At 69.7% G+C, this 26,034-nt stretch carries 19 protein-coding genes and 1 riboswitch; of the genes, 10 read left to right on the top strand and 9 right to left on the bottom strand.

All coding sequences use genetic code 11. The features are described 5' to 3' along the window. Window positions 1-100: 100 nt before the first annotated feature. Window positions 101-1,639 (top strand): helicase HerA-like domain-containing protein, encoded by a 1,539-nt coding sequence (locus tag ABD156_RS43505; RefSeq protein ID WP_344287295.1) that lies wholly within the window; start codon window positions 101-103, stop codon window positions 1,637-1,639. 73 nt (window positions 1,640-1,712) lie between these two features. Then, a complete protein-coding gene (locus ABD156_RS43500; protein WP_344287293.1) occupies window positions 1,713-2,099 on the top strand; it encodes a DUF3224 domain-containing protein in 387 nt (128 codons plus the stop codon). Window positions 2,100-2,215: 116 nt separating this feature from the next. On the opposite strand, the gene ABD156_RS43495 is transcribed toward ABD156_RS43500, so the two are convergent. The 3 genes from ABD156_RS43495 to ABD156_RS43485 form a co-directional block, all read right to left on the bottom strand. Further along, complete coding sequence (locus ABD156_RS43495; protein WP_377926020.1) at window positions 2,216-3,028, bottom strand: S1C family serine protease; 813 nt, start codon at window positions 3,026-3,028, stop codon at window positions 2,216-2,218. 1,071 nt (window positions 3,029-4,099) lie between these two features. Further along, window positions 4,100-5,422, bottom strand: a complete 1,323-nt coding sequence (locus tag ABD156_RS43490; protein WP_344287292.1) for a M20 family metallopeptidase — start codon at window positions 5,420-5,422, stop codon at window positions 4,100-4,102. Between the two features lie 37 nt (window positions 5,423-5,459). Continuing rightward, on the bottom strand, window positions 5,460-6,221 hold the full coding sequence (locus ABD156_RS43485; RefSeq protein WP_344287290.1) for a class I SAM-dependent methyltransferase: 762 nt from the start codon (window positions 6,219-6,221) through the stop codon (window positions 5,460-5,462). A gap of 166 nt (window positions 6,222-6,387) precedes the next feature. Between ABD156_RS43485 and ABD156_RS43480 the strand changes: the two genes are divergently transcribed. From ABD156_RS43480 to ABD156_RS43460, 5 genes are all read left to right on the top strand, one after another. Then, window positions 6,388-7,314: a DNA-3-methyladenine glycosylase family protein gene (locus ABD156_RS43480; protein ID WP_344287288.1), complete on the top strand. Its 927-nt coding sequence runs from the start codon at window positions 6,388-6,390 to the stop codon at window positions 7,312-7,314. Between the two features lie 208 nt (window positions 7,315-7,522). Then, window positions 7,523-8,239, top strand: a complete 717-nt coding sequence (locus ABD156_RS43475) for a M50 family metallopeptidase (protein WP_344287486.1) — start codon at window positions 7,523-7,525, stop codon at window positions 8,237-8,239. 485 nt (window positions 8,240-8,724) lie between these two features. Further along, entirely contained in the window at window positions 8,725-8,931 is a 207-nt protein-coding gene (locus ABD156_RS43470; protein WP_344287286.1) for a hypothetical protein, read from the top strand. A gap of 293 nt (window positions 8,932-9,224) precedes the next feature. Next, window positions 9,225-10,457, top strand: coding sequence for an aldehyde dehydrogenase family protein (locus ABD156_RS43465; protein WP_344287284.1), 1,233 nt, complete (start codon window positions 9,225-9,227; stop codon window positions 10,455-10,457). Window positions 10,458-10,489: 32 nt separating this feature from the next. Further along, a complete protein-coding gene (locus ABD156_RS43460; RefSeq protein WP_344287484.1) occupies window positions 10,490-11,596 on the top strand; it encodes a dihydrofolate reductase family protein in 1,107 nt (368 codons plus the stop codon). Between the two features lie 69 nt (window positions 11,597-11,665). Here ABD156_RS43460 and ABD156_RS43455 read toward each other — a convergent pair whose 3' ends face one another. From ABD156_RS43455 to ABD156_RS43435, 5 genes are all read right to left on the bottom strand, one after another. Then, window positions 11,666-12,886 (bottom strand): chitinase, encoded by a 1,221-nt coding sequence (locus ABD156_RS43455; protein ID WP_344287282.1) that lies wholly within the window; start codon window positions 12,884-12,886, stop codon window positions 11,666-11,668. 802 nt (window positions 12,887-13,688) lie between these two features. Next, the gene (cobN, locus tag ABD156_RS43450) at window positions 13,689-17,294 is read right to left on the bottom strand and encodes a cobaltochelatase subunit CobN (protein ID WP_344287482.1); all 3,606 of its coding nucleotides are present in this window, start codon (window positions 17,292-17,294) and stop codon (window positions 13,689-13,691) included. Window positions 17,295-17,346: 52 nt separating this feature from the next. Continuing rightward, window positions 17,347-17,422, bottom strand: a riboswitch (cobalamin riboswitch). 67 nt (window positions 17,423-17,489) lie between these two features. Beyond that, complete coding sequence (locus ABD156_RS43445) at window positions 17,490-17,729, bottom strand: helix-turn-helix transcriptional regulator (RefSeq protein ID WP_037354504.1); 240 nt, start codon at window positions 17,727-17,729, stop codon at window positions 17,490-17,492. Window positions 17,730-17,735: 6 nt separating this feature from the next. Then, window positions 17,736-18,590, bottom strand: coding sequence for an ABC transporter permease (locus tag ABD156_RS43440; RefSeq protein WP_344287278.1), 855 nt, complete (start codon window positions 18,588-18,590; stop codon window positions 17,736-17,738). Further along, window positions 18,587-19,492, bottom strand: coding sequence for an ABC transporter ATP-binding protein (locus tag ABD156_RS43435; RefSeq protein ID WP_344287276.1), 906 nt, complete (start codon window positions 19,490-19,492; stop codon window positions 18,587-18,589). The genes ABD156_RS43440 and ABD156_RS43435 overlap by 4 nt, the downstream gene beginning before the upstream one ends. Window positions 19,493-19,588: 96 nt before the next feature. Between ABD156_RS43435 and ABD156_RS43430 the strand changes: the two genes are divergently transcribed. From ABD156_RS43430 to ABD156_RS43420, 3 genes are read left to right on the top strand one after another with little or no spacing between them, the layout of a single operon-like run. Beyond that, window positions 19,589-20,713 (top strand): precorrin-3B synthase, encoded by a 1,125-nt coding sequence (locus tag ABD156_RS43430; protein WP_344287274.1) that lies wholly within the window; start codon window positions 19,589-19,591, stop codon window positions 20,711-20,713. Next, the gene (locus ABD156_RS43425; RefSeq protein ID WP_037354494.1) at window positions 20,710-21,333 is read left to right on the top strand and encodes a precorrin-8X methylmutase; all 624 of its coding nucleotides are present in this window, start codon (window positions 20,710-20,712) and stop codon (window positions 21,331-21,333) included. Before ABD156_RS43430 ends, ABD156_RS43425 begins: the two co-directional genes overlap by 4 nt. Next, on the top strand, window positions 21,330-22,847 hold the full coding sequence (locus ABD156_RS43420; RefSeq protein ID WP_344287270.1) for a precorrin-2 C(20)-methyltransferase: 1,518 nt from the start codon (window positions 21,330-21,332) through the stop codon (window positions 22,845-22,847). The genes ABD156_RS43425 and ABD156_RS43420 overlap by 4 nt, the downstream gene beginning before the upstream one ends. Before the next feature lie 85 nt (window positions 22,848-22,932). Here ABD156_RS43420 and ABD156_RS43415 read toward each other — a convergent pair whose 3' ends face one another. Beyond that, window positions 22,933-26,022, bottom strand: coding sequence for an arabinosyltransferase domain-containing protein (locus ABD156_RS43415; RefSeq protein ID WP_344287268.1), 3,090 nt, complete (start codon window positions 26,020-26,022; stop codon window positions 22,933-22,935). Window positions 26,023-26,034: the final 12 nt, after the last annotated feature.

The following is a 26,034-nucleotide window of genomic DNA, read 5'->3' as shown; positions in this document are numbered from 1 at the left end:
ACACGGGGATATCAGCGGCGTCACCTGGGCTTCCGGCGCGTTACGCTCGGTCAGCCAGTGCAACGAGGTGTGATTTCGGACTCGGAACGAGGTGCGGCCAGTGGCCGAGCAAGCGTCGGGACCAGCGGCGGAGATCGCGCAGGGATACGTCAGCGACGGGGCGGCCGTCGAGCTGGGCGCGGTGGTGATCGACGGGAAGACGGAAGCGTCGGCCGCGGTCCGGCTGCCGCTGGCGACGTTGAACCGGCACGGTCTGGTCGCGGGCGCGACCGGCACCGGCAAGACCAAGACGCTCCAGTTGATCTCCGAACAGCTGTCCGCGGCCGGGGTTCCGGTAGTGCTCGCCGACGTCAAGGGCGACCTGTCCGGGCTGTCCGCGCCCGGCGAGGCGAGCGATCGCACGGCGAAACGGTCCGCGGAACTGGGCGACGACTGGGTGCCGGCGGGGGGTCCGGTGCAGTTCCTGTCGCTGGGCACCAGCGGCACGGGGATCCCGGTGCGCGCGACGATCACGAGCTTCGGGCCGGTGCTGCTGTCGAAGGTGCTGGGGCTGAACGAGACGCAGGAATCGACGCTCGGCCTGATTTTCCACTGGGCCGACCAGCGCGGTCTCGCCTTGCTGGACACCAAGGACCTGCGGTCGGTCATCACGCATCTGACCAGCGACGAGGGCAAGGAAGACCTCAAGGGCATCGGCGGAGTGTCCGCGGCGACGGCGGGCGTGATCCTGCGTGCACTGTCCAATCTGGAGGCACAGGGCGGCGAGGAGTTCTTCGGCGAGCCCGAGTTGGATGTCCACGATCTGACGCGCCAGCAGGACGGCAAGGGCGTCATCACGTTGCTGGAGCTGGACAACCTGCAGTCTAAACCGGCGCTCTTCTCGACCTTTCTGATGTGGCTGCTGGCCGAACTGTTCGAGGAGTTGCCCGAGGAGGGCGACCTTGACCAGCCGAAGCTGGTGTTCTTCTTCGACGAGGCGCACCTGCTGTTCTCCGGCGCGTCGAAGGCGTTCCTGGAGCGGATCGAGCAGACGGTGAAGCTCATCCGGTCGAAAGGCGTCGGCGTGTTCTTCTGCACGCAGTTGCCGACTGACATTCCGAATAACGTGCTGTCCCAGCTCGGCGCGCGGGTGCAGCACGCGTTGCGCGCGTTCACTCCGGACGACCAGAAGGCGTTGGCGCGCACGGTGAAGACGTATCCGAAGTCGCCGCACTACGACCTCGAGACGGCGTTGACGTCGCTGGGCATCGGCGAGGCGATCGTCACCGTGCTGTCCGAACGCGGGGCGCCGACGCCGGTCGCATGGACGCGGTTGCGCGCGCCGCGGTCGAAGATGGGGTCGATCGGGGCGGACGCGATCCGCGCGGCGGTCACTTCGTCGGAGCTGAACGCGAAGTACGGGGACACGATCGACCGGGAGTCGGCGTACGAGAAGTTGACGGCCAAAGCCACCCCGGCCGAGCCTTCCGCGCCGGCTACCGAACCTGAGGCACCAGCCGCGCCCAAGCCGGAGAAGGAGGAGCCGGGGATGATCTCGCAGGTGTTGAGCAACCCGGCGGTGAAGTCGTTCATGCGCTCGGCGGCGAGTTCGCTCGGACGGGAGTTCTCGCGCGGGCTGTTCGGCAACCGGCGGCGCTGAGATACCTGACAGCAGATGGCAGGTATCCGCGGTTGACTGCTCCTGATCGAGTTTCCGGAAGAGGAGCAGCAGCATGACCAGTACCGCCGTCGCCGCGTTCGAACTGGACAAATGGGAACCGCAGGCGCAGGACGAGGCTGGAGGCACGGCGTTCGCGCAGGTGCTGATCGAGAAGACGTTCACCGGGGCGGTCGAGGGGACCAGCCGGGTCGAGATGCTGACGGCGTCGAACGAGACTTCGCGCGCGTACGTCGCCTTCGAGCGCTTCACCGGCTCCGTTGACGGGCGGAAGGGGAGCTTCGTCCTCCGCCACACGGCTGGGGACGAGGGGCTGTCGCTGGTCCTGCATCCCGGCTCGGGCACGGACGAGCTGGCTGGCATCACCGGCTCGGCCGACATCGCCGTCGACGACGCGGGCAAGCACACGTTCACGCTGGTCTACGACCTGCCGAGCGCGTGAAGAAGCCGCTCTCTCCAGGCCCCGAATTCCCGGAGAGAGCGGCCAGGTTTCCTCACCGTCCCGAGTGAGGAGCGAAGGCGGGCCGCCCCGACCGCGGTCCGCCTCCGGAGTTTCGGTCAGCCGTTCACGATCTGGTCGACGATTTTCTTGGCGTCGTTGATCGGGATGGCGAACCCGATCCCGACGCTGCCCGCCGAGGAGTTCGGGCTGTAGAGCGCGGAGTTGATGCCGATCACCCGGCCCTGGCTGTCGACGAGCGCGCCGCCCGAGTTGCCCTGGTTGATCGAGGCGTCGGTCTGGATCGCGGTGTAGCTAGGGCCGGAAGTGACGTTCGAGGTCTGCCTGTTGAAGGGCGAGTTTTGCTGATCGTCGCCGCCTCCGACGTCGGACAGCGGCCGGTTGAGCGCACTGACGATGCCGGTGGTGACGGTGTTCTGCAGCCCGCCCGGCGACCCGATCGCGATGACCTGCTGCCCGACGGCGAGCTTGCCCGAATCGCCGAGCGTCGCAGGGGCGAGTCCGCTCGCGCCCTGCGCCTGCAGCACCGCGATGTCGCTCTTGGTGTCCGAGCCGACGACCTTGGCCTGGTACTTCTTGCCGTCCGACGTGGTGACCGTGACGGTCTGCGCCCCCTGCACGACGTGCGCGTTGGTGAGGATCCGGCCGTCAGCGGTGAGGATGACGCCCGACCCGATCGCCGTGCCGCGCCCAGTCGTGACGTTGACCTGAACGACACTGGGCACGACCTTCGCCGCGACGGTGCTGACGTCCCCAGAACCCGTGGTGTTGCTGATGGTCTGCCCAGTGGCGGCAGACGACGGGGTGGTCGAGGACCCGCTGGAACCGCCGCTCAGTCCGACAATCGCCGCGCCCGCACCGCCACCGAGAAGCGCTGCGGCCAGCGCAGTGGCTCCTACGAGGGCGGCCATGCGGCCGGGCCGCTTCCGCGGACCCGCTAGAGCGGCGGGTGGCTGCGCGGGCTGTGGCATTGGGCCGTAGTGCGGGGTGCCGGGCCGGTGCTGCGCAGTGTGCTGGTTTGGCGGGGGCGCGGTGTTCGGCCCGGACTGTTGGGCGGCGGTCGGCTGGGAGTGGCGTGCGGCTTGCGGGTCGGGCAGGGGAGCTGCGTTCGGCCCGGACTGTTGGGCGGCGTTCGATTGGGAGTGGCGTGCGGCGTCCGGCTGGGATCGCTGGGCAGTGCCCGGCCCGACTGGCTGAGACGGTTGGGTAGCGCCCAGGTCTGCTGGCTGGGGTTGCTGGGCAGCGTCCGGCCAAACCGGCTGGGATCGTTGGGTAGCGCTCAGCCCGGCTCCTTGAGGCTGCCGGGCGCTGTTCGGCCCGACCGGCTCGCCAGCACCCGGCCAACCCGCCGTGACACTGAGGCTCGTCTGCCCGTTGCCCGGTGCCGGTTGCCGCGCGGGTCCCGCCGCCGCTGGCTGCGCACCATCGATCGCCGACGGCCTTTGCTGCGCGCCCTGCTGCGGCATCGCCGGAACGGGCTGAGCACCACGCGGCATCTCCGCGTTGGCATCGAACGGACTCGACCCGGCCCGGTACTGGCCGTACTGCTCACTGCTCTGGTGCGGCTGGCGCCCACCGGGGGCAGCGGGGCCGGGGCGGCTCTCGTTCTCGGTCATGAACCCAGACTCGCGCCCGTGCTTATGAGCAGCCTGTGGAAAACCCTCAGGCTTTCCTGAGAAGAATCAGCTGAGAATTCTCAGCCGGTCTCAGCTGGGAAGAGCATCCTCGTCCGTGCCGTGCCGTGCCGTGCCGTGCCGTGCCGTGCCGTGCCGTGCCGTGCCGTGCCGTGCCGTGCCGTGCCGTGCCGTGCCGTGCCGTGCCGTGCCGTCGCGAACCCAGCAGCGATCGCCACCGCGACTGTCACAGAGCCAGCCCAACCCGCGAAAAGCTCCAGCCCAACCCGTCAAACCAGCCGTTGCACCTTCCCTCCAGCCTTGCGGCCCATCGTCATCCCTGCGTTCTCCGGTCTGTCCCGCCACGCGTCAGTCAAAGAAACTCGGCACGTCCAACGCCCCTCCCGATGCCTCGAACTCGTCGTGCACGGCTTTGCGAAGGCCCGCGTCGGCGAGATAGTCGGCGGCCGTCAGCGCCAGACCCAGTGCACCGTCGACGACCGCTTGATCACCCGTCGGCGACCCGGCAGCCTCGGCGAATTCCTTGGTGTGCAACGCGACCGTCGGCCCGGACACCGCGATCATCGGATGCAGCGCGGGCATGCGGAACGACAAGTTTCCGAGATCGGTGCTCCCGGTCAGGAACTCCGGCACGATGCCCGGCGGCAGCGGCTTCCGCCCGGTGCTCTGCTGATTGACCGACCACCTCCCGGCCAGTGTGGTGTTGAACCGGATCGGCAGGTATGCCGGCTGCGCGTCCCAGTGCAGTTCCACCCCGCAGCCCGTCATTTCGGCCGCGCCGTGGGCGATCGCGGTCATCCGGTCGGCCAGGTCGCGCAGCGTCTCCGGATTCGCCGACCGGAGATAGAACAACAGAGCCGCCCGGGCGGGAATCACGTTCGGCCGTGCGCCGCCGTCGGTGAAGATGCCGTGCACTCGGTCGCTCGACGGCAGTTGTTGCCGCAGCGCGGACACACCTTGGTAGGCCGCCACCGCAGCGTCGAGGGCGTTGCGTCCCATGAACGGCTGAGCCGAAGCATGTGCGCCGACGCCGTGGAACACCATCTCCAGTTGTCGCCTGCCGAGGAACGGGTGCAGTGCGATGTCATGGCTGAACGGATGCAGCATGATCACCGCGTCGACATCGTCGAAGATCCCGGCCCGCGCGAGCGTTTCCTTGCCGCCACCGCCTTCTTCCGCGGGAGTGCCCACCAGCGACACGCGCCCGCCGAGTTGTTCGGCCACTGCCGCCGCGCCGAGGAATCCGCCGGCTCCGGCTGTGCAAATAACGTTGTGCCCGCAGCCATGTCCCAATCCGGGCAGAGCGTCGTACTCGGACAGGACTGCGATGTGCGGCCCACCGTTGCCCGGAGTTCCAGTGCGCAACGCGGTATCCAGCCCGCCGAGCCCGACGGTTACCTCGTGTCCGTGCGCGCGCAGCAATTCGGCGAGTGCGCCGACTGACCGGTGTTCGGCGAACCCTTCTTCCGGATGCGCGTGCAGATCTTGGCTGAGCGCGACGAGCTCGCTGGCTCGGGCGCGCACTTCTTCTTCAACCGCAGCACGGGTTTCCGCGTCCGCTCCGGCGTGGTCGGAGCCGAGCGGTTCAGCTGCGGCCACGGCGTCGGCAGTGGCTTCGATGAGGGAACGGAGGTGGCTGTCGTCGGGCGGGACAGGTGCGGCGTGGGTCATGCGGAGAATGCTATCTCCGAACCCCGACAAAAATGGATCACTGCACGTCGGACAGCCGACCGGAGACGAGTTGGGCGACCCCGAAGTACTGCTCGCGCACCTCGTCGAAGCCACGCCCGCGCAGGCTGGCCGCGATCTCCCCGCGGTCGAACATGCGTTGCCCGCTGACGATTCCTCCTGCGGTGTCGGCGATCCGGGTCACCTGGCAGTCGCGGCGAGCGCTCGTGAGCAGGACGATCCGGCCGCCGGGACGCAGAATCCGGGTGAACGAATCAAGCGCGCGTTCCGGCTCGGCGAACATGTGCAGGGCGGCGAAACAGCAGATAGCGTCCACAGTGGACGAAAGCAGTGGCGGCTCGACCGCGTCGGCGCGAAGGTAAGTCACGGCCGGCGAATCAGTTTCTTCGACCGCGCGCGAAAGCATGCTGCGTGCGCCGTCCAAACCGATCGCAAGCCCGTCCGGTCCCACCGCGTCGCCGAACGCGCGCGTGAACCGGCCAGTCCCGCACGCGACGTCGAGCACGACCTGACCTGGCTGCAGCGCGAGCCGTTCGGCGGCGAGAGCGACCTCGTCGGCCATGCTCGGGCCGCTGGGGCCTTTGAGGACGCGGCCGAGCACCGGCCGCCAATAGCGTTCGTAGACCTGCGGCAGCAGCGTGGTGCGCATGAGCCGCTGAGTGAGTCCGGTGGGCGGGCCGGCCTGGGCAGCGTCGCCGAGTGTGTCGAGGAAGCCGTCGACCGTCGTGGCCGGCTCGCTGAGCAGGTCGGTGAGCCGTTGCTGGGTGCTGTGGTGGGGCACGGAAGTCCTCTCGGTGGGGATACCGGCAGTATGCGGCATCAGCGGCTAACTCGTTCGAGTGAAGATCGGCCCGATCAAGCGTTCGAGGCCCGGCATTGTCGGTGCCTGTTCCTAACGTCGTCCGCACGGTCTCCGACCCGCGGAGACCAGCGAGGAGGACTGTCTGATGACCGCACCGATCCTGCGTCCGATCGACCTGCCCACCGGTGAAATCGCCGTGCACGGGGACTTCGACCTGAGCGCCGCGTCGCAGTGGCTCGCCGGGGCGGGCCCGGCGGGATCCTTCGCAGCCGAACCGGGTGTGCTGCGGCTGGCGTTCCCGGTGGAGGGGACCTGGACGCACGCCGGGGCCGCGATCCGGCAGAGATCGCCGGGCACGGTCGAAGTCGGCGTGGCGGCGCCGGTGGAGATTGCCTCGCGAGTGGTCGCGCAGGTGAGCCGGATGCTCTCGCTCGACGTCGACGAATCCGGTTTCGCCGAGGTCGCGAGCCGCGACTCCGTGGTCCGGCGGCTGCAGGCTCGCCACAGCGGAGCGCGCCCAGTGCTGTACTCGTCGCCGTACGAAGCAGCCTGCTGGGCCGTGCTCACCCAAGGAATGCGCGCCCGGCAGGCGATGCGGTTCCGGGAACAGCTCGCAGTGCGACACGGCCGTCAGGTGGGCGACGATGGGCCGGTTTCCTTTCCCACGCCGCAAATTCTGGCCGAATTGGATGACGAACCGTCGGTGGGACCGTTCCGGCTCGCACGCCTTCGAGCTGTCGCCCGGGCGGCAACTGACGGCCGCCTGGACACCGAAGAGCTGCTGGCTCTGTCGATCCCCGACGCGATGACGCGGCTGTGCGCGATCCCGGGCATCGGAGCGTTTTCCGCCGAGCAGATCCTGCTGCACGGCGCGGGACATCCCGATCTCTTCCCGCGGCTGGACACCCAGCTTCACCAGATTCTGTGCGCGGAGTACGCGTTGCCTCCCGACACACCGCCGGACGAGCTCGAACCGCTGACTGAGGACTGGTGGCCGTATCGGTCATGGGTCGCGCATCTCTTCCGGCTCGATCGGTTGCGGACGGCGGTGTCCGGGGAGGTGGCGGACTGAGCGGTTGCTGAAGTCGCGGATCGACAGGAGGGAGACGTTATGGAGTGAGGCCGCCGCCCATACCGAATCGCGGCCGACGGTCGTTGCCTGGGCACTCACAGGGGCCAAATAGGGCCTGTGGTGAGGTGTCCGCGTGACTACGCCTGTACTCGCCGTCTCGACTGTGCTCAGTGCTCGACCGGGTGCCGGAGAAATCTCCGGTGCGGCCATGGCAGCGGGCACTGGGACAGTCGGTGCGGCGCTGGAACAGGCGAATACGCCGAGCGTCATCACGTTGGTCACCGGCGGTATCGCCTTGCTGGTGGTGCTCGCCGGCGGAACGCCGTGGCGGTTCGCCCGCAACGTCATCACGATCGTGCACGAGGCCGGCCACGCGCTGGCGGCGGTGACGGTCGGGCGGCGGCTGCGGTCGATCCGGCTGCACTCGGACACCTCCGGGGTCACCGTGTCGCGCGGCAAGCCCGAGGGGCCGGGGATGGCGTTCACGGCCTTGGCCGGCTACGTCGCGCCGTCGGTCTTGGGGCTGCTGTTCGCGAGCCTGGTCGGGGCCGACCTCATCACCTCGGTGCTCGTGCTGGTCGCGTTGCTGCTGCTGGGTGTGCTGATCATGGTGCGCAATGCCTACGGCGTGTTCACGGTGGTGGCGAGCGCCGTCGTGCTTGGGCTCGTGGCTCTGGTCGCGCCGAAGGTGGTGCAGGCGCCGTTCGTGTATCTGCTGACGTGGTTCTTGCTGTTCGGCGGGGTCCGGCCGGTGGTGGAGCTTCAGCTCAAACGGCGACGTGGCCAGGCGCGGGACTCCGACGCCGATCAGCTGAGCCGGTTGACCGCCGTGCCCGCGGTGTTGTGGGTGCTGGTGTTCGGCGTGCTCACGGTGAGCTGTGTCATCGCGGGCGGGCTGTGGTTGCTTCAGCCGCTGGGGCTGTGATGCTGCCGCTGCGGTTCTGGCGTGCGGTGCGCTGACGCGGACTGTCACCGGGGTCGCGTGGGGTGACTGCGTGGGGCCGCTGGGTTGCGGTGGAGCAGGTCGGTGGTTCGGCGGTGACGTCCGTGGGCGTCGAGGTGCTGCGCGCGGCCGGCGGTTGGGCTGCGTGGGCTGACGTCGTGCGTGCTCAGCTGCGGTGGAGCGGTTGGCCGTGGGGCTGTGCGAGTTGCTTGCCTTGGGCATCGAGGTGCGGTGGCGCGGGTGGCTGTGGACTGTGTGGCTGGCGCGCCGGGTGTTGAGGTGGCGTGGAGGGCCGCGCGGTCGCGCTGCGGCGGGTGGCACTGTCGCCGTGGCCGTGGCCGTGGCCGTGGCCGTGGCCGTGGCCGTGGGCTGGTGCGGACAGCTAGCTGCTGGGCTGCGTCGGTTGACGCGGTTGACGCGGTTGACGCAGTTGGCTCAGTTGGCTCAGGGTGGCGCAGGTTGACGTCGTGCGGAGCTGGGCTCTGTCGTGGGTGCTGTGGACCCTGCGGCGGTGGCCGCTGCTGGCGGTGCGGGTGTCGTGGTCGCGGGGTCTGCTGCAGTTCCTCGGGCAGTCGCTCGGCGTCGCGGCCGTCGCTTGCCTGCTAGGACGGACCGTCGCGGGAGTTCGCGGCGGTTGGCGGGCTGGGCGGGAATCGCAGCGGCGGACGGCGTGACCCCGTGACCGCGTGACCGCGTGGCGGCGTGGCGGCGTGGCGGCGCGGCGAAGCGATTGCGGGTCGGAGCACCGGCTGCACCCAAGCAGCGCAGGTGGCGGCAGCGGCGCGCCCCGGGGCCACGGCGAGAGGCCGCGGGCAGGGACGCGGGGGTCGTGAGCGGCGGCGTTGCCGACCATGTTGTCCACCAGGCGACTGGCACCGGGAGCGTCCCGAGGGCTGAGCCCGTCGTCTCCCCATGTGGGCGGTACGGCAGACTGGACGTCTGCTGAGCCGCCGGAGGGAGACAGGCGATGGACGAGGTCGCGAAGGCCGTCGAGGAGTGTGCGCGGGCGGCGAAGGCGGCTGCGCCGTCGTTGGCTGCCGCCGGGGACGATGCGGTGGATGCGGCGCTCGTCGGGATGGCGGAGCGGTTCGTCGAGCACCGGGACGAGGTGCTTGAGGCCAACCGGGCCGACGTTGCCAAGGCTACGGCTGACGGGATGAGCGCCGGTCTGCTCGATCGGCTCACCATCACGCCCGAGCGGCTCGACGGGATGGCCGCGCAGCTGCGGTTGCTGGCCGGCGCTCCGCACCAGGAGCGGTCCGTCCCTGTGTCCACGTTGGACGGTGGGCTGCGGCTGGTCGAGCGGCGGCGTCCGGTGGGTGTCATCGGCGCGAACTACGAGGCGCGGCCGAACGTGACCGTCGATGTGGCGTCGCAGTTGGTCAAGTCGCGCAACGGCGGCGTGCTGCGGACCGGGTCGGCGGCGCTGGGGTCGGCGCAGCGGTTGCGGGACGTCGTGATCGCGCCCGCGCTCGAGGCTGCCGGGATCAACCCGGACGTCGTGCAGCTGGTGCCGCGCGTTGAGCGGGAGGCGGCGTCGGCGCTGGTTCGGTTGCCTGGGCTCGTGCCGCTCGTCATCCTGCGCGGCAGCGGCGACAGCACGCGCGCGCTGGCGACCGAGGCCGCGGTGCACGGGGTGGGCACGTTGGCGCATGCCGACGGCGGCGGGGTGCTGTACGTCGACGCCGCGGCGGATGCGGGCAAGGTCCGTGACCTCGTGTTCTCGAGCCTCGACCGGCTTGGCGTCTGCAACCGGCTGAACCTGCTGCTGATCCACGAGGACGTGCACGACACGGTGTGGCCGCAGATCGAGTCGGCGCTGGCCGAGCGGGGTGTCACGCCTTCGCTCGCGCCGCACGAGCATCCGATCGGCTACGAGTGGGCGCTGGACTCCGAGCGGGAGGCGACCGTCACCGTGGAGAAGGTCGGCGGGCTCGTCGACGCGGTCGAGATCGCGAACGAGCGCACGTCCGGGCTGGCCGCGGGGATCGCGACCGAGAACCCGGCGGCCGCGGAGCAGTTCTTCGACGGCTACACCGGCACCGGCGTGTTCTGGAACGCGCCGACCCGGCTGCTGGACGGCTTCAAGCTGCTCGCGGTGCCCGAAACCGGCATCAACCTCGACCGGGTGCCGGGTCCGCGCGGACCGGTGACCTACACCGACCTGTACGTCCGCCAGTACGCCGTGGTGCCCGCCTGACCTGGCCGGAGCACGATGAGCGGATGGGCACGATGACCGGGCGGCCGCACGTCCTGCTGTCCGCGGCGCAATCGCTGGACGGCTACCTCGACGACGCCGGCAGCACGCGTCTGATCCTGTCCAACGAGGACGACTTCGCGGAGGTCGACCGGCTCCGTGCCGAGGCCGACGCGATCCTCGTCGGCGCGGGCACGGTGCGGGCCGACAACCCGCGCCTCCTCGTGCGCTCCGCCGAACTGCGCCGCGAGCGCGTCGTGGCGGGGCGGCCGGAGCAGCCGGTCAAAGTGACGGTCACGAGCAGCGGCAAGCTGGATCCGGCGTCGCGGTTCTTCACAGTCGGCGACAGCGAGAAGCTCGTCTACGCGCCGCGGGGCAGTGCGGAGAGCCTGAGCGCGGTCGCGACGGTGGTGGACGTCGGCAGTCCGCCGCAGCTTGGGCGCGTTCTGGACGACCTCGGTGCGAGGGGGATCCGGACGTTGCTCGTCGAGGGCGGCGGGGCGGTGCACACGCAGTTCCTCGACGCCGGGCTCGCCGACGAACTCCGGCTCGCGGTCGCGCCGGTCATGGTCGGCGACCCGCGCGCGCCGCGGTTTCTCGGGCCGGGGGCGTTTCCGCGACCGCTGGAATTGACGGAAGTGCGGCGGCTCGGGGACGTCGCGGTGCTTCGGTATCGCGCGGCGGCTGAACCGTCGTCGCTCGATCTGCTGCGGCTGCGCCAAGCCATCGAGCTTGCCGACGAGTGTCCGCCGAGCTCGACGTTTCGGGTCGGCGCGGTCGTCGGGTTGCCGGACGGAACGGTGCTCGCCACGGGGCATTCGGGCGAGGGCGACCCGCACAATCACGCGGAAGAATCCGCGTTGGCGAAGCTCGATCCGCGCGACCCGCGGCTCGCCGACGCGACCATGTACAGCTCACTTGAACCGTGCAGCGATCGCGCGTCCCACCCGAAAAGCTGCACGCAGCTGATCCTCGAAACGGCCATTCCGCGGGTGGTGATGGCCTGGCGGGAACCGTCGTTGTTCGTCGAGGCCGAAGGGGTCGAGCGGCTGGTCGCCGCCGGACGGCGGGTGATCGAGGTGCCGGCGCTGGCTTCGGAAGTCCGCCGGGCGAATACGCACCTGCCCGGCGTTCGACCCTGATTCCTCACCCGCGACCGACGGATCGGGCGTTGCGGCGCGGAATCCGCGTCGCAACGCCCGATCGGGAAATCAGCAGCCTCCGTTGTCGGTCCAGACGCCCCACTGGCCGGTCGTGCCGGGTTCCTCGCCCTGGGTCCACCATTTGGCGGTCCATTTGTGGCTGTTGTGCGCGACTACGGTGCCGCCGGTGTAGACCTGCGTTTTCTGCCATTCCGGTGCCGAACAGGTGCCCGGGGGATTGCTGGTCGGGCTGGTCGGGCTCGTCGGCGGAGTGGTCTGCGGCGGGGTCGCGCCGGCGAACCGGGTGGTGAACTTCGTGAAGTCCCAGTCGTTTTGCTGGACATTCGAGCACACGCTGTTGTCGGTCGTCGTCGTGCACTGCCGGTCGCGGTTCACCGCCCAGAAAGTGAACCGGCCGAGGTGGTGGCTCGTCGCGTAGTCGTACACGGTCTGGAAATCGGAAACGTTGAAGTATTCCGAGGAGTCGGATTTCCCGTTCATTCCTGAGAAACCCTCGTGCGAATACGCGGTGTCGCTGTCCCAGCCGAGGTGGCTTTGGAGCAGGCCGTGGAACGCTTCCAGCGCTGACACCTGCGACGCGCCGCCGCCGGTGAAGCCGCCGTCGAACGGCATGATCGAGAAGTCGTTGGGGGAGAAGCCGATCGACTTCGCCTGGTCCAGCAACTGGGTGCCGAACCAGCCGGTGCCGGCCGCGGTTCCCGGCATCGTCACCGACACGAACAGACCGGGGTTGTCCGCCTGCAGTTTCTTCGCGGCACCGAGTTCGTTCGCGATGGCAGCGGTGTCTTCGTACTCGGGTTCTTCGAGGTCGAAGTCGATGGCTTTCAGGTTGTATTTCGCCACGACCTGCTGGTAGGCGGCGGCGGTCGCGTCGACAGTGCCGCAGGTCTGGCCCAGCTTCGTCCCGCCGTAGCCGCCGACCGAAACCGACACGTCGCCGCCGTTGCCTCGAATGCGGTTGATCGCGTCGCCGACGGTCGTGTCCGAGGAAACCGGCGTCGTGCCGTCCCAGGTGGGACTGCATCCCCCGCTCTTGGGCGCGAGGATGAAGGCCAGCTGGAACGCCTTCTGCCCGGTCGCGTTCATGACGGTCACCGGGTCGGGCGGGTTGTTGCTCTGCGGCATGAGGTACGGCGCGGCGGCGTACCAGTTGTTGTCGAGGCCGGTCGACGTCCCGGTCTGCGCATGGGCGGTCGCGGCCACGACGGCAGCTGCCCCGGCCACGGTAGCGGCGGCGACGAGTGTGGCGGCCAGTCTGCTTCGCTGCATCTGTCCTCCGGCGAACATGCGGAAAATTGATGCGGTAAGCATTGGACTAGACCATTATGAAGTCAAGGTGCGGTCGGCTGCTCTTGTCCGGCGGGCGGCGGGTTCGGGGGGAATGCCGGAATTCGGTTCGGCGGATTCACCCTTGCGGCGCAACGGGTCCGCGCGAAGGGACGCGGACCGCGGGGGCGAGTGGTCCGCTGGGGTGAGTGGTCGGCTGGGGAGAGGGGGCGACGGTGACGGTGCGGTTGGATTGGACGGGTGCCACCAGGGGGCGCGGGGCGAGGACTGCGGTGGTCGGGCGGCGGGGGAGGCTCGGACGGCTCGGTGCGTGGTGGCGGGAGCAGTGGCGGTGGCGTGGCTGGGCTGGGCGGGCTTGGCGATAGGGCTCCGGGCTGCGGGAGAGCGCAGGGTAGGTGCTGGTGGGGTGGCGGTAGGGCTCAGGGCCGCAGGGCGCAGGCGGGCGCTTGAGGGCGCGTGTGGTTTGTGTGCGCAGCAGGGGTGACGGCACCGGTCGGTATGAAGGGGCTGGTCAGCGGGGAGGGCTGCCGGATAGCGGAGGTCGGTGGCCCGGTTGGCCTAGTGAGTTCTTCGAGACGGGCAAGCTCCGGCAACTTGGCAGGCGTGACCCGACCAGAAGCGCGTAGGGGTCACGGCAGTCGCTGGCGGCGGGACGGCGGATTGCTGGATAACCAAGTGGGGCCCCGTGGATGGAATCGCCGCGCAAGGGGGCAGTTCGCCAGTGATGACCCCGCCGGTTGCCTCAGCCGGCCAAAACAGAACCAGCGGAGGCAACCGGGCCAGGTCAGTCGTTTTCTAGGTCGCCTTCCAGCGTCAGGTACACCTCGCGCATCTGCGCCAGCAACTCCGGATCCGGTTCCTCCCACAGGCCTCGATCCGCGGCTTCCGTCAAGCGTTCGATGATTCCCCGCAATGCCCACGGGTTCGCGTCCCGCATGAACTGCTGGTTTTCCTCATCCAGCACATACGACTGCGACAACTTCTCGTACATCCAGTCGCCCACCACACCCGCGGTCGCGTCGAAGCCGAAGAGGTAGTCCACGGTTGCGGCGAGTTCGAAAGCGCCCTTGTAGCCGTGGCGGCGCATCGCGGACAGCCATCGTGGGTTGACCACCCGGGCGCGGAAGACGCGGGCTGTTTCTTCACCCAAAGTGCGAGTACGAACGGCATCGGGAGTGGTGGAATCGCCGACGTACGACGCGGGGGCGGAGCCGGTCAGGGCGCGGACGGTGGCGATCATTCCGCCGTGATACTGGAAATAATCGTCCGAATCAGCGATGTCGTGTTCGCGAGTGTCCGTGTTCTTCGCGGCTACCACAATGCGTTTGTACGACGATTCCATGTCCTCGCGCGCGGGACGGCCGTCCAGGTCCCTGCCGTAGGCGAAGCCGCCCCAGACTGCGTAGACCTCTGCCAGATCCTTGTCGTCGCGCCAGTTTCCGGAGTCCATCAACGGGAGGAGACCGGCTCCGTACGCGCCTGGTTTTGAGCCGAAGATTCGGGTGGTGGCTCGGCGGTCGTCACCGTGATCCGCCAGGTCCGCGGCGACATGGGCGCGGACGTAGTTGGAGGATTCCGGTTCGTCCAAGGAGGCGGCTAGGCGGACGGCGTCGTCCAGCATGGTGATGACGTGTGGGAAAGCGTCGCGGAAGAAGCCGCTGATGCGGACTGTCACGTCGATCCTCGGGCGGCCCAGTTCGGACAGCGGGATGGGTTCGATGCCGGTCACGCGGCGGGAGGCTTCGTCCCACACTGGCTGGATTCCCAGCAGGGCAAGGACTTCGGCGGCATCGTCGCCGGAGGTGCGCATGGCGGAGGTGCCCCAGACCGACAGGCCGACGGACCGCGGCCAGTCGCCGGTGTCTTCGCGGTAGCGGCGGAGCAGGGAGTCCGCCAGGGCCTGGCCGGTTTCCCACGCCAGGCGGCTGGGGATCGCCTTCGGGTCCACGGTGTAGAAGTTTCGGCCGGTGGGCAGGACGTTCACCAAGCCGCGCAAGGGAGAACCGCTGGGGCCGGCGGGGATGTAGCCGCCGTCCAGGGCATGCAGGACTGCGTCTACTTCGGACGAGGTTCCGGCCAGGCGGGGGACGATTTCGGTGGCGGCGAAGGTCAGGACGCGGGCGACTTCGGCATCAGAAGTGCCCAGGACTTCGCTCACCACTGAAGAAACTGAAGAAGGGGACCACGCATGGGTCTCCATCAGAGAAACCAGCGTGTGGGCGGTGGTTTCGATCGCGTCCACTTCGGACAGTGGCGCGTCCGAGTTTTCCTTCAGGCCGAGGGCAGAGCGCAGGCCGGGGACGGCTCCTTGCTTGCCGCCCCACATTTGCTGGGCTCGGAGCATTGCCAGGACCAGGTTGACGCGGGCCTCGCCGACCGGGGCCTCGCCCAGGATGTGCAGGCCGTCGCGGATTTGGGCGTCCTTGACCTCGCACAGCCAGCCGTCGATGTGCAGCAGGAAGTCGTCGAATTCCGCGTCGTGCGGGCGTTCGTCGACGCCGAGGTCGTGGTCGAGTTTCGCGGCCTGGATGAGGGTCCAGATCTGGGCGCGGATCGCCGGGAGCTTCGCCGGGTCCATCGCGGCGATGTTGGCGTGCTCGTCCAGCAACTGCTCCAGGCGGGCCAAGTCGCCATACGATTCCGCGCGGGCCATGGGCGGGACCAGGTGGTCCACGATGGTCGCGTGCGCGCGGCGTTTCGCTTGCGCGCCTTCGCCGGGGTCGTTGATCAGGAACGGGTACACCAAAGGCAGATTGCCCAGGACGGCGTCGGGGGCGCAGGCGGCGGAGAGTCCTGCGGTCTTGCCGGGCAGCCATTCCAGCGAACCGTGTTTGCCGAGGTGGACGACGGCGTGTGCGCCGAATTCCTCTTCCAGCCAGCGGTACGCGGCGAGATAGTGGTGGCTCGGCGGCAGGTCCGGGTTGTGGTAGATCGCGACCGGGTTTTCGCCGAACCCGCGCGGCGGCTGGATCATCAGGATGACGTTGCCGGACTGCAGCGACGCCAGGACGATGTCCCCCTCGGGGTTTGCCGACGTGTCGACATACAGCGAACCCGGTGCGGGGCCCCAGTGTTCTTCCATCGCTTCTCGCAACTCGACCGGCAAGGCGGCGAACCACGACCGGTACCGGGCCGCGGGGACGCGGATCGGGTTGCCGGACAGCTGTTCTTCGGTGAGCCATTCGGGATCCTGGCCGCCCGCGGCGATCAGGGCGTGGATCAAGGCGTCGCCGTCCGGCTGGTCGGTGCCGGTCGGGTCGACGCCGGGGAAAGCCTCCGCGCCGAGGTCGTAGCCGCGTTCGCGCATGAGGCGCAGGAGTTTGATCGCCGAAGCCGGGGTGTCGAGGCCGACCGCGTTGCCGACGCGCGAGTGCTTCGTGGGGTACGCCGACAGCATCAAGGCGATCCGGCGAGAAGCAGGCGGAGTGTGCCGGAGCCGGGCGTGCGCGAGGGCGATGCGGGCGACGCGGGAGGCGCGTTCGGTGTCGGCGATGTACCGGGGGAGGCCGTCGTCGTCGAATTCCTTGAAGGAGAACGGGACGGTGATGATCCGGCCGTCGAACTCCGGTACCGCCATCTGGTTGCCGGCGTCGAGCGGGGACAGGCCGTCGTCGCTGGCGGACCAGGTTTCGCGGTCGCTGGTCAGGCACAACGCCTGCAGCACCGGCACGTCCAGCGCGGCCATCTCCGCGACGTCCCATGATTCGTCGTCCCCGCCCGCTCCGGCTTCCGACGGACGGGTGCCGCCCGCCGCCAGCACGGTGACCAGCAGGGCATCGACCTTGCCCAGCTCAGCCATCATCTCCGGCGCGCGCGTGCGCAGGGACGCGGTGTGGATCGGCAACGCCCGGCCGCCCGCGGACTCGACCGCGTCGGCCAGCGCGTGCACGAAACCGGTGTTTCCGGACAGGTGGTGCGCGCGGTAGTAGAGAATCCCGATGACCGGGCCATCACCCTCCGGAGCCGGCCGCGAAAGCACGCCCCACGACGGCAGTTCCGCGGGCGGTTCGAAGCCTTCGCCGGTCAGGAGCAGGGTGTCGGACAGGAACCGGTGCAGCTGCGTGAGGTTCTCCGGACCGCCCTGCGCGAGGTACAGATGCGCTTGCGCGGCGATGCCGGCCGGAGTCGTGGAGAGCTTCATCAGCTCCGCGTCGGGCGTCTGCTCGCCGCCCAGCACGATCACGTGCGCACCGGACGCGCGCAGCGTGTCGAGGCCTTCTTGCCAGGTCCGCGGCGTGCCGAGGATCCGGACGACGACGATCGAGCAGCCCTCGAGCAGCCCGGGCAGATCGCCGAGCGGAAGCCGGGACGGGTTGCCGAGCCGGTAGTCCGCGCCGCTGGCCCGGGCGCTGAGCAGGTCGGTGTCCGAAGTGGACAGCAGCAGGATCACGGCGTTCCTCACTCGGGGTGTCCGCGCCCCGGGTCGACGGTGTCGCCGGCGGGAGTTCCTGGCTGCCGGCGGCCGCGGGGCCGCCGGTCACAGTGGCGGGACCGCCCCGGATTTCCACCGGGTTCCTCCGCGTGCCGACGCGTGTGCGCTCTTACTCTCGCCGGGCGCACCCGCGCCGTCAAGGTGAGCAGACCCTCACGCGGGCTTGCTTTCGTCCCCGATCCGCGGGAAGGGCGCGGTGGAGAAGAGCACCTCCACCGCGACCTCGAAGAACTCCGCGATCCGCAACGCTAGGTAAAGGCTCGGGCTGTACTCGCCGCGCTCCAGGTACCCGATGGTCTGGTAGTGCACGCCGAGCGCGTCCGCGAGCTGCCGCCGCGAGATCCCGCGTTCGGCGCGCAGCACCGCGATGCGGTTGTAGACGTTCTCGCTCACCGCGCCTCACACACGCTGAAGTGCCCTTTCCCGTCGCGCCGCCACCGACGACCCCGATTCGCGCCGGGCCATCCGCTTCAGCAGGATCGGGGCCAGCACCAATCCGATCACGGCCCACGCGAGCAGCACCCCCAGGGTCGCCCACGGCCGCCACGACTGCCCGATTTCGACGACGACCGCCTGGTCGGGCAGCAGCGCCGAGCGCATGCCGAGGCCGAGCCAGTACATCGGGAACACCTGCGCGACGTCCTGCAGCCAGACCGGCAGCGCGGTGATCGGGTAGAAGATCCCGGAGATCGCGCCGAGCCCGAGCATCGGCAGCATGACCAGGGCCATCATCCGCGAATCCTGGATCAGCGAACCGATCGCGGCCCCGATCGGCATGGTCGCGACCAGGCCCGCGGCGAGCACCCACACGAGGTTCAGGATCGAGAAGAACCCGTTCGGGGCCAGCCCGTCGAACAGGAACAGCGACGGCACCAGCATCACGACGATGCTCGCGACCTGCATCATCGAGAACGTCGTGATCTTGCCGATGAGGTAGCCGAACATCCCGTTCGGCGTCGCCTTCGCCCGCAGCAGCGTGCCGTCCTCGCGGTCGACGATCAGCGCACCGGCGACGGCGGACATGCCGTTGAATACCAGGCCCGCGCCGATCACGCTCGGCACCGTCGCGGCGCCCAGCGAGAACGAGGTGCCCGGCAACTGCGCACCGCGCATGAAAAACAGCGTGCCGAAGATCATCGCCAGCCAGACGAGCTGGCCGATCAGGTCGTCCCGATTCGTCCACTGCTGGCGGAATTCGATGAACCCGCGGCGGAGTCCGACCCGCGCCGCGGTCCGCTGTGCCGACGCCGTCATCGCGCACCCGCTTCAGCCAGCCCGGACTCCGCGCGTTGCACGAGCGTCAGGTACGTGTCCTCCAGCGACGCGCGCCGGACCTCCAGGTCGGCGACCGCTTCGCCGTGCTGCTTGAACAACTCGTACACGTACTTCGTCGCCTCCGTGGTCGAGTGCACGAACCGCTGCCCGTCGATCGTCCAGCGCACCTCGGCCTCGCCCGCGATCTGCCTGCTCAGCTGGTCCGGCGAACCGTCGGCGACGATGTGGCCGCCGCTCAGGATCAGGATCCGGTCGGCGAGCTTTTCGGCCTCGTCGAGGTCGTGCGTGGTGAGCAGGATCGTGGTGTCGTCGTCGGCGAGCCGGTGCACGAGCTCGTGGAAATCGCGCCGGGCCTGCGGATCGAACCCGGCTGTCGGCTCGTCGAGGAACAGCAGTTCGGGGCGGCCGACGATGCCGATCGCCACGTCCAGCCTGCGCCGCTGCCCACCGGACAGCATCCGGATCTTCTTGCTCGCGTGCTCGGAAAGCCCGACCGCTTCGATCAGCTCGTCGGTGTCCCACGGGCGGCGGATCCGGTCGGTGGAGTACGGCGAGTAGAACGACCCGAGCAGGTCGAGCAGCTCGCGCACGCGCCATTTGCCGTGGTCGCGCCAGGACTGCAGGACGACCCCCAGTCGCGCCCTCCAGTCCTCGCCGCCGCGCGCCGGGTCGGTGCCCAGCACGGACACCTCGCCGGCGGACCGCATGCGGAACCCCTCGAGGATTTCGATCGTCGTGGTCTTGCCCGCCCCGTTCGGGCCGAGCAGGCACAGCACCTCGCCGCGGTGCGCGGTGAACGAGGTGCCGTGCAGCACGTCGTTCGAGCCGTAGCGCATGCGCAAGCCTTCGACGCGGAGCACGGTGTCCGCTTGATCTCTCATTGGATGACCCCCATCCTGTCTGTGCGATGGAATGTAGCAGATGTACTACATATGATCGCAAGCCTGATAAAACGGCCGCGGGTTACAGTGAGCGCCATGTCCAGCCCTGCCCGCGTGCGCGCCGACGCCTGTCCCGGAGTTTTCGCGACGCACGACGCGGCGGACGGGCCGCTCGCCAGGGTCCGGCTTCCCGGCGGCGTGGTGACCGCGGATCGGTTGCGCGCGTTGGCTTCCTGCGCGGAAGACCTCGGCGACGGCGACGTGCACCTGACCTCGCGGGCGAACGTCCAGTTGCGCGGAGTGCGCCGTCCGGGGTTGGCGGGACGGCTGACCGAAGCCGGATTGCTGCCGTCGCCGAGTCACGAGCGCGTGCGGAATGTGCTGGCCTCGCCGTTGAGCGGCGTGCGCGGCGGGCTCGCGGACGTCCGGGGGCTTTCCGCGAAGCTGGATCGTGAGTTGTGCGCGCGGCCGGGGCTCGCGGAGTTGCCGGGGCGGTTCCTCTTCGGCTTTGACGACGGACGCGGCGACGTCGTGGGCACGGACGTTTGCTGGCGCGCGGTCGGTCCGGTGACCGGTGTGGTGCTGTTGGCGGGCGCTGATTCCGGGTGGTTGGTGGCACGCGACGAGGCGGTGTCCGCGCTGCTCACGGTGGCGGAAACGTTTGCGCGCACGCGAGGTTCGGCGTGGCGGATCGGGGAACTGGCTGATCCTTCGACACTGTTGCCGGGCGGTCTGCGGGAAGCTCCGCGGTTGCTGCCGACCCGGATTGACCCCACCGTCGGCCGGATCCGGCGCGATGACGGCGGCGAGGCAGTCGGGGTCGCGCCGCGGTTCGGCCAGTTGACTGCTGCTCAGTTGCGCACGCTCGCGGACTTCGGCGACGCCGTGGTCACGCCGTGGCGTTCGGTGCTGCTGCCTGGCGGCGCGGACGTCGAGCGCCTGCGCGCGGCGGGGCTGTCGACGGATCCGGCGACGGCGGAGCTTAGCGCCTGCATCGGCGCGCCGGGGTGTGCGAAGTCTCTCGCCGACGTCCGCGCGGACGCGGCGACACTGGTCGCGGACGGGGAGCTGGTGCACGTTTCGGGCTGTGAACGGCGGTGCGGACGACCGTCCGGCACCCACCGCGACGTTGTCGCCGAACCCGGCGGCTACCGTGTCGACGGACGCTGGACCCCGGCGTCCGAGTTGGCGGATGCGTTGGCGAGAAAGGGACCTTCGTGATCGACTACCTGCGGGACGGGGCCGAGATCTACCGGCACTCGTTCGCCACGATCCGCGAAGAGGCGGACCTGGCGATCCTGCCCGACGACGTCGCGGGCGTCGCGGTCCGGATGATCCACTCCTGCGGCATGGTCGACCTGGTCGACGACCTGCGCTACTCGCTCGACGTGGTCGAGGCGGGCCGCGCCGCGCTGGAGGCGGGCGCGCCGATCCTGTGCGACGCGAAGATGATCGCCAGCGGCATCACGCGCAAACGCTTGCCCGCGGCGAACGACGTCGTGTGCACTTTGGACGACCCGAGCGTGCCCGGGCTGGCCGAACGGCTGGGCACTACGCGCTCGGCCGCCGCGCTGGAGCTGTGGCGCGACCGGCTGCCCGGTTCGGTGGTGGCCATCGGCAACGCGCCGACCGCGCTGTTCCGGTTGCTGGAGCTGCTGGACGAGGGCGTCGGCGCACCGGCCGCGATCATCGGTGTGCCGGTGGGGTTTGTCGGCGCGGCGGAGTCCAAAGTGGAATTGGCGAAGCGGGCGCCGGCGCCGTACCTGGTCGTGCACGGCCGTCGCGGCGGCAGCGCGATGGCCGTCGGCGCCGTGAACGCGATTGCGAGCGCGGTCGAATGACGGGGCGGCTGTACGGCGTCGGGCTCGGTCCCGGCGATCCGGAACTGATGACGGTCAAAGCGGCGCGGCTGATCGGCGAGGCGGACGTCATCGCCTACCACAGCGCGCGGCACGGGCGCAGCATCGCGCGGTCGGTGGCTGAGCCGTACCTGCGCGAGGGACAGCTGGAAGAGCGGCTGGTCTACCCGGTCACCACCGAGACCACCGACCATCCCGGCGGGTACGAAGGCGCGATCGCCGATTTCTACGAGCTGAGCGCGAAAAAGCTCGCTGAGCACCTCGACGCCGGGCGTGACGTGGTGCTGCTGTGCGAGGGCGATCCGTTCTTCTACGGCTCCTACATGTACATGCACGAGCGGCTCGTCGGACGGTTCGAGACCGAGGTGGTTCCCGGCGTGACGTCGGTGAGCGCGGCGTCGTCGGTGCTCGGCCGTCCGTTGGTGCAGCGGGACGAAGTGCTCACCGTGCTGCCGGGAACGTTGCCAGCGCCCGAATTGGCGCGGCGATTGGCGGACACCGAGGCAGCGGCAGTGCTGAAATTGGGCCGTACCTTCGGTTCTGTCCGGGAAGCGCTCGCGGAGGCGGGCAAGCTCGACGACGCCTGGTACGTCGAGCGGGCGACTTGGGGACAGCAGCGGGTGGAGCCGTTCGCGGACGTCGATCCGGAGTCGGTGCCGTATTTCTCTTTGGCGTTGCTGCCAAGCCCGGCTTACAAGTCGCGTGTGGACGGTGAACCGGCGGTGCCGGCGGCCTCTTCGGCGCCGGTGGAGGGCGGCGAGGTCGTTGTCGTCGGGCTCGGTCCGGCCGGGCCGGAGTGGCTGACGCCGGAAGCATCGGCGGAACTGGCGGCGGCCGACCACATTGTCGGCTACGGACCGTATGTCGCGCGAGTTCCGCAGCGGGCGGGGCAGCAGCGGCACGCGTCGGGGAACCGCGTCGAGGCGGACCGAGCGGTCGAGGCGTTGCAGTTGGCTGCGACGGGTGCGCGCGTGGCTGTGGTGTCGTCCGGGGATCCGGGTGTGTTCGCGATGGCTTCGGCGGTGCTGGAACAGGTTTCGGCCGGGAACGGCGCCGGTGCGCGGGTGCGGATCGTGCCCGGGGTGACGGCGGCGCAGGCAGCCGCGTCGCGGGTCGGCGCGCCGTTGGGGCACGACTATTGCGTGCTGTCCCTTTCGGACCGGTTGAAGCCGTGGGAGATCATCGAACGGCGGCTGGACGCTGCTGGTGCGGCGGATCTGGTGCTGGCGCTGTACAACCCGGCTTCGCGGACGCGGGTGACGCAGCTGGAGAACGCGCGGGAAGTCCTTTTGCGGCACCGGGATCCGGGGACACCGGTGGTGGTGGCCCGCGATGTCGGCGGCCCGGAGGAGGACGTTCGGGTTATCACGTTGGGCTCGCTGGATCCGGCTGCGGTGGACATGCGGTGCCTGCTGATTGTGGGTTCGTCGCGCACGGTGGTGGAGGAAGGGCCGGACGGGCGGTCGATCGTGTGGACGCCGCGGAGTTATTCCTGACCTTGTCGCAGGAGCTGTTCCGCCTCGGCTAGGTGGTGGGTGGAGATCGAACCGTGCGGCCGGTTCGATCTCCAGCCTGGCCGCCCTAGCGCGTCGGGTCCTTGCCGTTGGGCTGTGAAGGCCCAGGCCCAGGAGACCACCAGCCCCACACCGTCTTCTCCCCGTGGCGCACCGTCGGCGCCACCCCGGTCGTATACGGCTCGATCTGCAGCAGCTGGCCCCACGACTGGTACGGCTGCCCGTTCAGGTAGCTCGGCACCTCCGGCTCGTCCGCGATCTCCTCGAGCCAGCCGTTCGGGCCGCCGTTCGTGCTGGACGCCCATTTCGCCTCGTCGGCGAGCTGGCCGGGTGTGATGCGGTAGTCCGGCATTGCGGAGATGCCGTCGTGCGAGGTGACCGGGTTCGCGCACGGGTACACGAACGACGCGGGCCAGTCGATGTACACCGATTTGCCCGCGAGCTTGTCGGTCAGCGTGGTGAACGTCGGCACGCGCGGCGCGGACGCGGCGATCCAGCCGTCCTCGGTGAGGTCGTTGTCCACCATCACGATCCGCACCGACGTGGTCTCCGGCGGCAGGTCGCGCAGGTTGATCCGGGTGTCGTTCCAGCCGCCGGTGCCCGCGCCGGGCGGGAGCGCGAACTGGCCGCGCAGCACGCGCACGCCTTCGGGAGTGTTGACGCCGTACTCCAGGCTCACCGACGTGGGCCGCCGGGACTGGCTCGCGGTGGCGACCACGATCTGGCCGTTTTCGGTCCGGTCGGTGAGCGCGTACCAGTCGCTGCGCAGCCGTCCGGCGCGGGTCTGGGTGTCGAGGTAGCTGCTCCACATCGGCACCTGGTCCTGCTTGAACCCGTGCGGCGGCTCGGCCAGCGGGTCCTTGTCGTCGACCGGGCTGGTGTGGAAGCCGGTCTGGACGCGGCCGTTGTCCTGGTCCGGGTTCGGCAGCGGGTTCGGCGGGTTCTGCGTCACCGGCTTTTCCGGCACGGTCCGCTGGTCGGGCTGCGGGTGCAGGATGCTCTTCGCCGCGTCGCGCTCGACCATCACGTGGTCGGACAGGTTGCAGCTCTTGCCGAACAGGTGCCCGATGTTGGCCGCGCCGAGGCTGTAGCTGTCGCGCTGGAAGTAGATCGCCGCGCCCATCGTGTAGATCTCGCCCGCGGCGACCAAACCGCACACCACGACCAGCGACAGCGAACCGAGCCGCAGCGACCGGCTCCGGCCCTCCTGCGGCGCCGGTCCCGGCCGGTGTGCGCGGATGTTCTCCACGAACGCGTAGATCCCGGCGACCGCGGCGGCTCCGAGCAGGATCGTCGACAGCGGGATGCCGCCGATCGAGGGTGCGCCGTTCGTCCACGGCACGCCGATCTTCGAGACGAACCAGTACGCGTTCGGCCCGGTCGCGGCGAGCGCGCCGACCACCAGCAATACCGCGAGGAACGCCGCTCGGTTCCGGTTGGAACGCAGCACGGTCGAACTGGTCGCCAGCGCGGTGAGCGCCGCCATCGACGCGCCGACCGCGGCGAACGCGCCGAAGTGGTGCGTCCATTTCGTCGGGGTCAGCGCGAGCAGCAGGAAGAACAACGCGGTGGTGCCGATCAGCCGACGGCTCGGCCCGAGCGCCGCGCCAGGGATCCGGCCGCGGCGCAACAGCACTACCAGGCAGGTGACCGTACAGAGCAGCACGAGCAGCACCGGGAACCGGCGTGGCGCGGAGCCGTCCGGCAGGTTCTCGAACAGCAACTGGTACCGCGCGAGTTCCTGGAACCACGACAGGTTCGGGCCGACCGCGGTGCGGATGCGGGTGGCCTCCTGGACCGTCGCGAACGTCTGGTCGGCGAACATCACCACGAGCACCAGGAAGCCGGACGCGAGGATCGGCGCGAGCATCGGCAGCCAGCCGCTCGCCGAGCGCTGCCGGACCAGCTTGAACAGCGGTTTCCCGGCGACCAGGAACGGAGCGACCGCGATCAGCCCGGTCGGCGTCGCGGCGAGGGTGAACGCGGCCGCGGTCAGGCCGAGGCACAGCGGCAGCAGCCGGCGGGTGACCAGCGCGCGTTCGACCGCGCAGATCGCCAGCAGCGACCCGAGCGCGGCGACTGGTTCCGGCCGGACGCCGTTGTTGTAGGGCATCCACCAGACCAGGAACACGGCCGCGGCGGCCCAGCCGGCCGCGCGGCTGCGGCGGACCTGGGTGCCGAGGCGCGGCATCACCTCGCGGCTGATCAGCAGCCAGCTGATCACGCCGAGCAGGTACGAGGGCAGCCGGATCCACGGCGGCACCGTGCTGACGTGCGTCATCAGCTCGTACAGGTGGTAGAACCAGCCGAACGGGGCCTCCGCGACGCCGAACCAGCGGTGGTAGTTCGTGAGGTAGCCGGTGGCCTCGGTGACCCGGGCCATCGTGAGGATGTAGCCGTCGTCCGAGGTCACCGGCCCGATGAAGACCCACGCGCCGAGCACGCCGAACACCGTCGCGTCGCGGCCGGTGAGCCGCCACCAGCCGACCGGGGCCCAGCGCGGCGCGCGGCGGGCGAAGCCGGAGTCCATCCGCCACACCGCGATCAGGCAGCCGAGGAACGACAGCGCGGCGAGGATGCCGACGACGATCTTCAGCGTGGTCGGCGAGGTCTGGTAGCGGGTGTCCGGGACGACCGACACGTGCAGCCCGGCGATCGGGTCGCGGGCGGAGGTGATCGAGGAGTAGATGCCGAGCACGCGCGGCCGGACGTCGCCGGTGGTGTGGAAGATCGGCGTCTTGCCGACCGAGAGCGTCATCTGGGTCGCGTCGGAGTCGAGCGTGACCGAGCAGCCGGTCTGCGGGAGCGGCTGCTGCGAGATCTGCTGGCCCTGGCTGGACGCGAGCAGCACGCCGTTGTCGACGCGCAGCTGCAGGCCGACGCCGTTGGCCGCGTGCTTGCCGGTGCGCCCGTCCGGGACGGTCGAGAACAGCAGCGCGGGGCCGTTAGTGCGCGCGTCGAGCGAGCGGATCGTGTCGCAGGGCAGCTCGGCCTTCAGGTCCTGTGCCCAGTACCCGGTCAAGGGCGCGTTGACGGAACGCGTGTCGGAGGCGGTGGGCCAGACGACTTCCGCGGTGTCCTGCACGACCGGCAGGAAGGGATAGGCCAGGGCGCACAGCGCCGAAAGCAACCCCAGCACTACGGCAATCGGACGCATTAGAAGGAATCT

Origin of the sequence: Amycolatopsis albidoflavus, from assembly GCF_039525725.1 — a bacterium.
GTDB lineage: Bacteria > Actinomycetota > Actinomycetes > Mycobacteriales > Pseudonocardiaceae > Amycolatopsis > Amycolatopsis albidoflava.
Note: the sequence above shows the minus strand (reverse complement) of the source record. Positions and strands in the feature narration are given on the sequence as shown.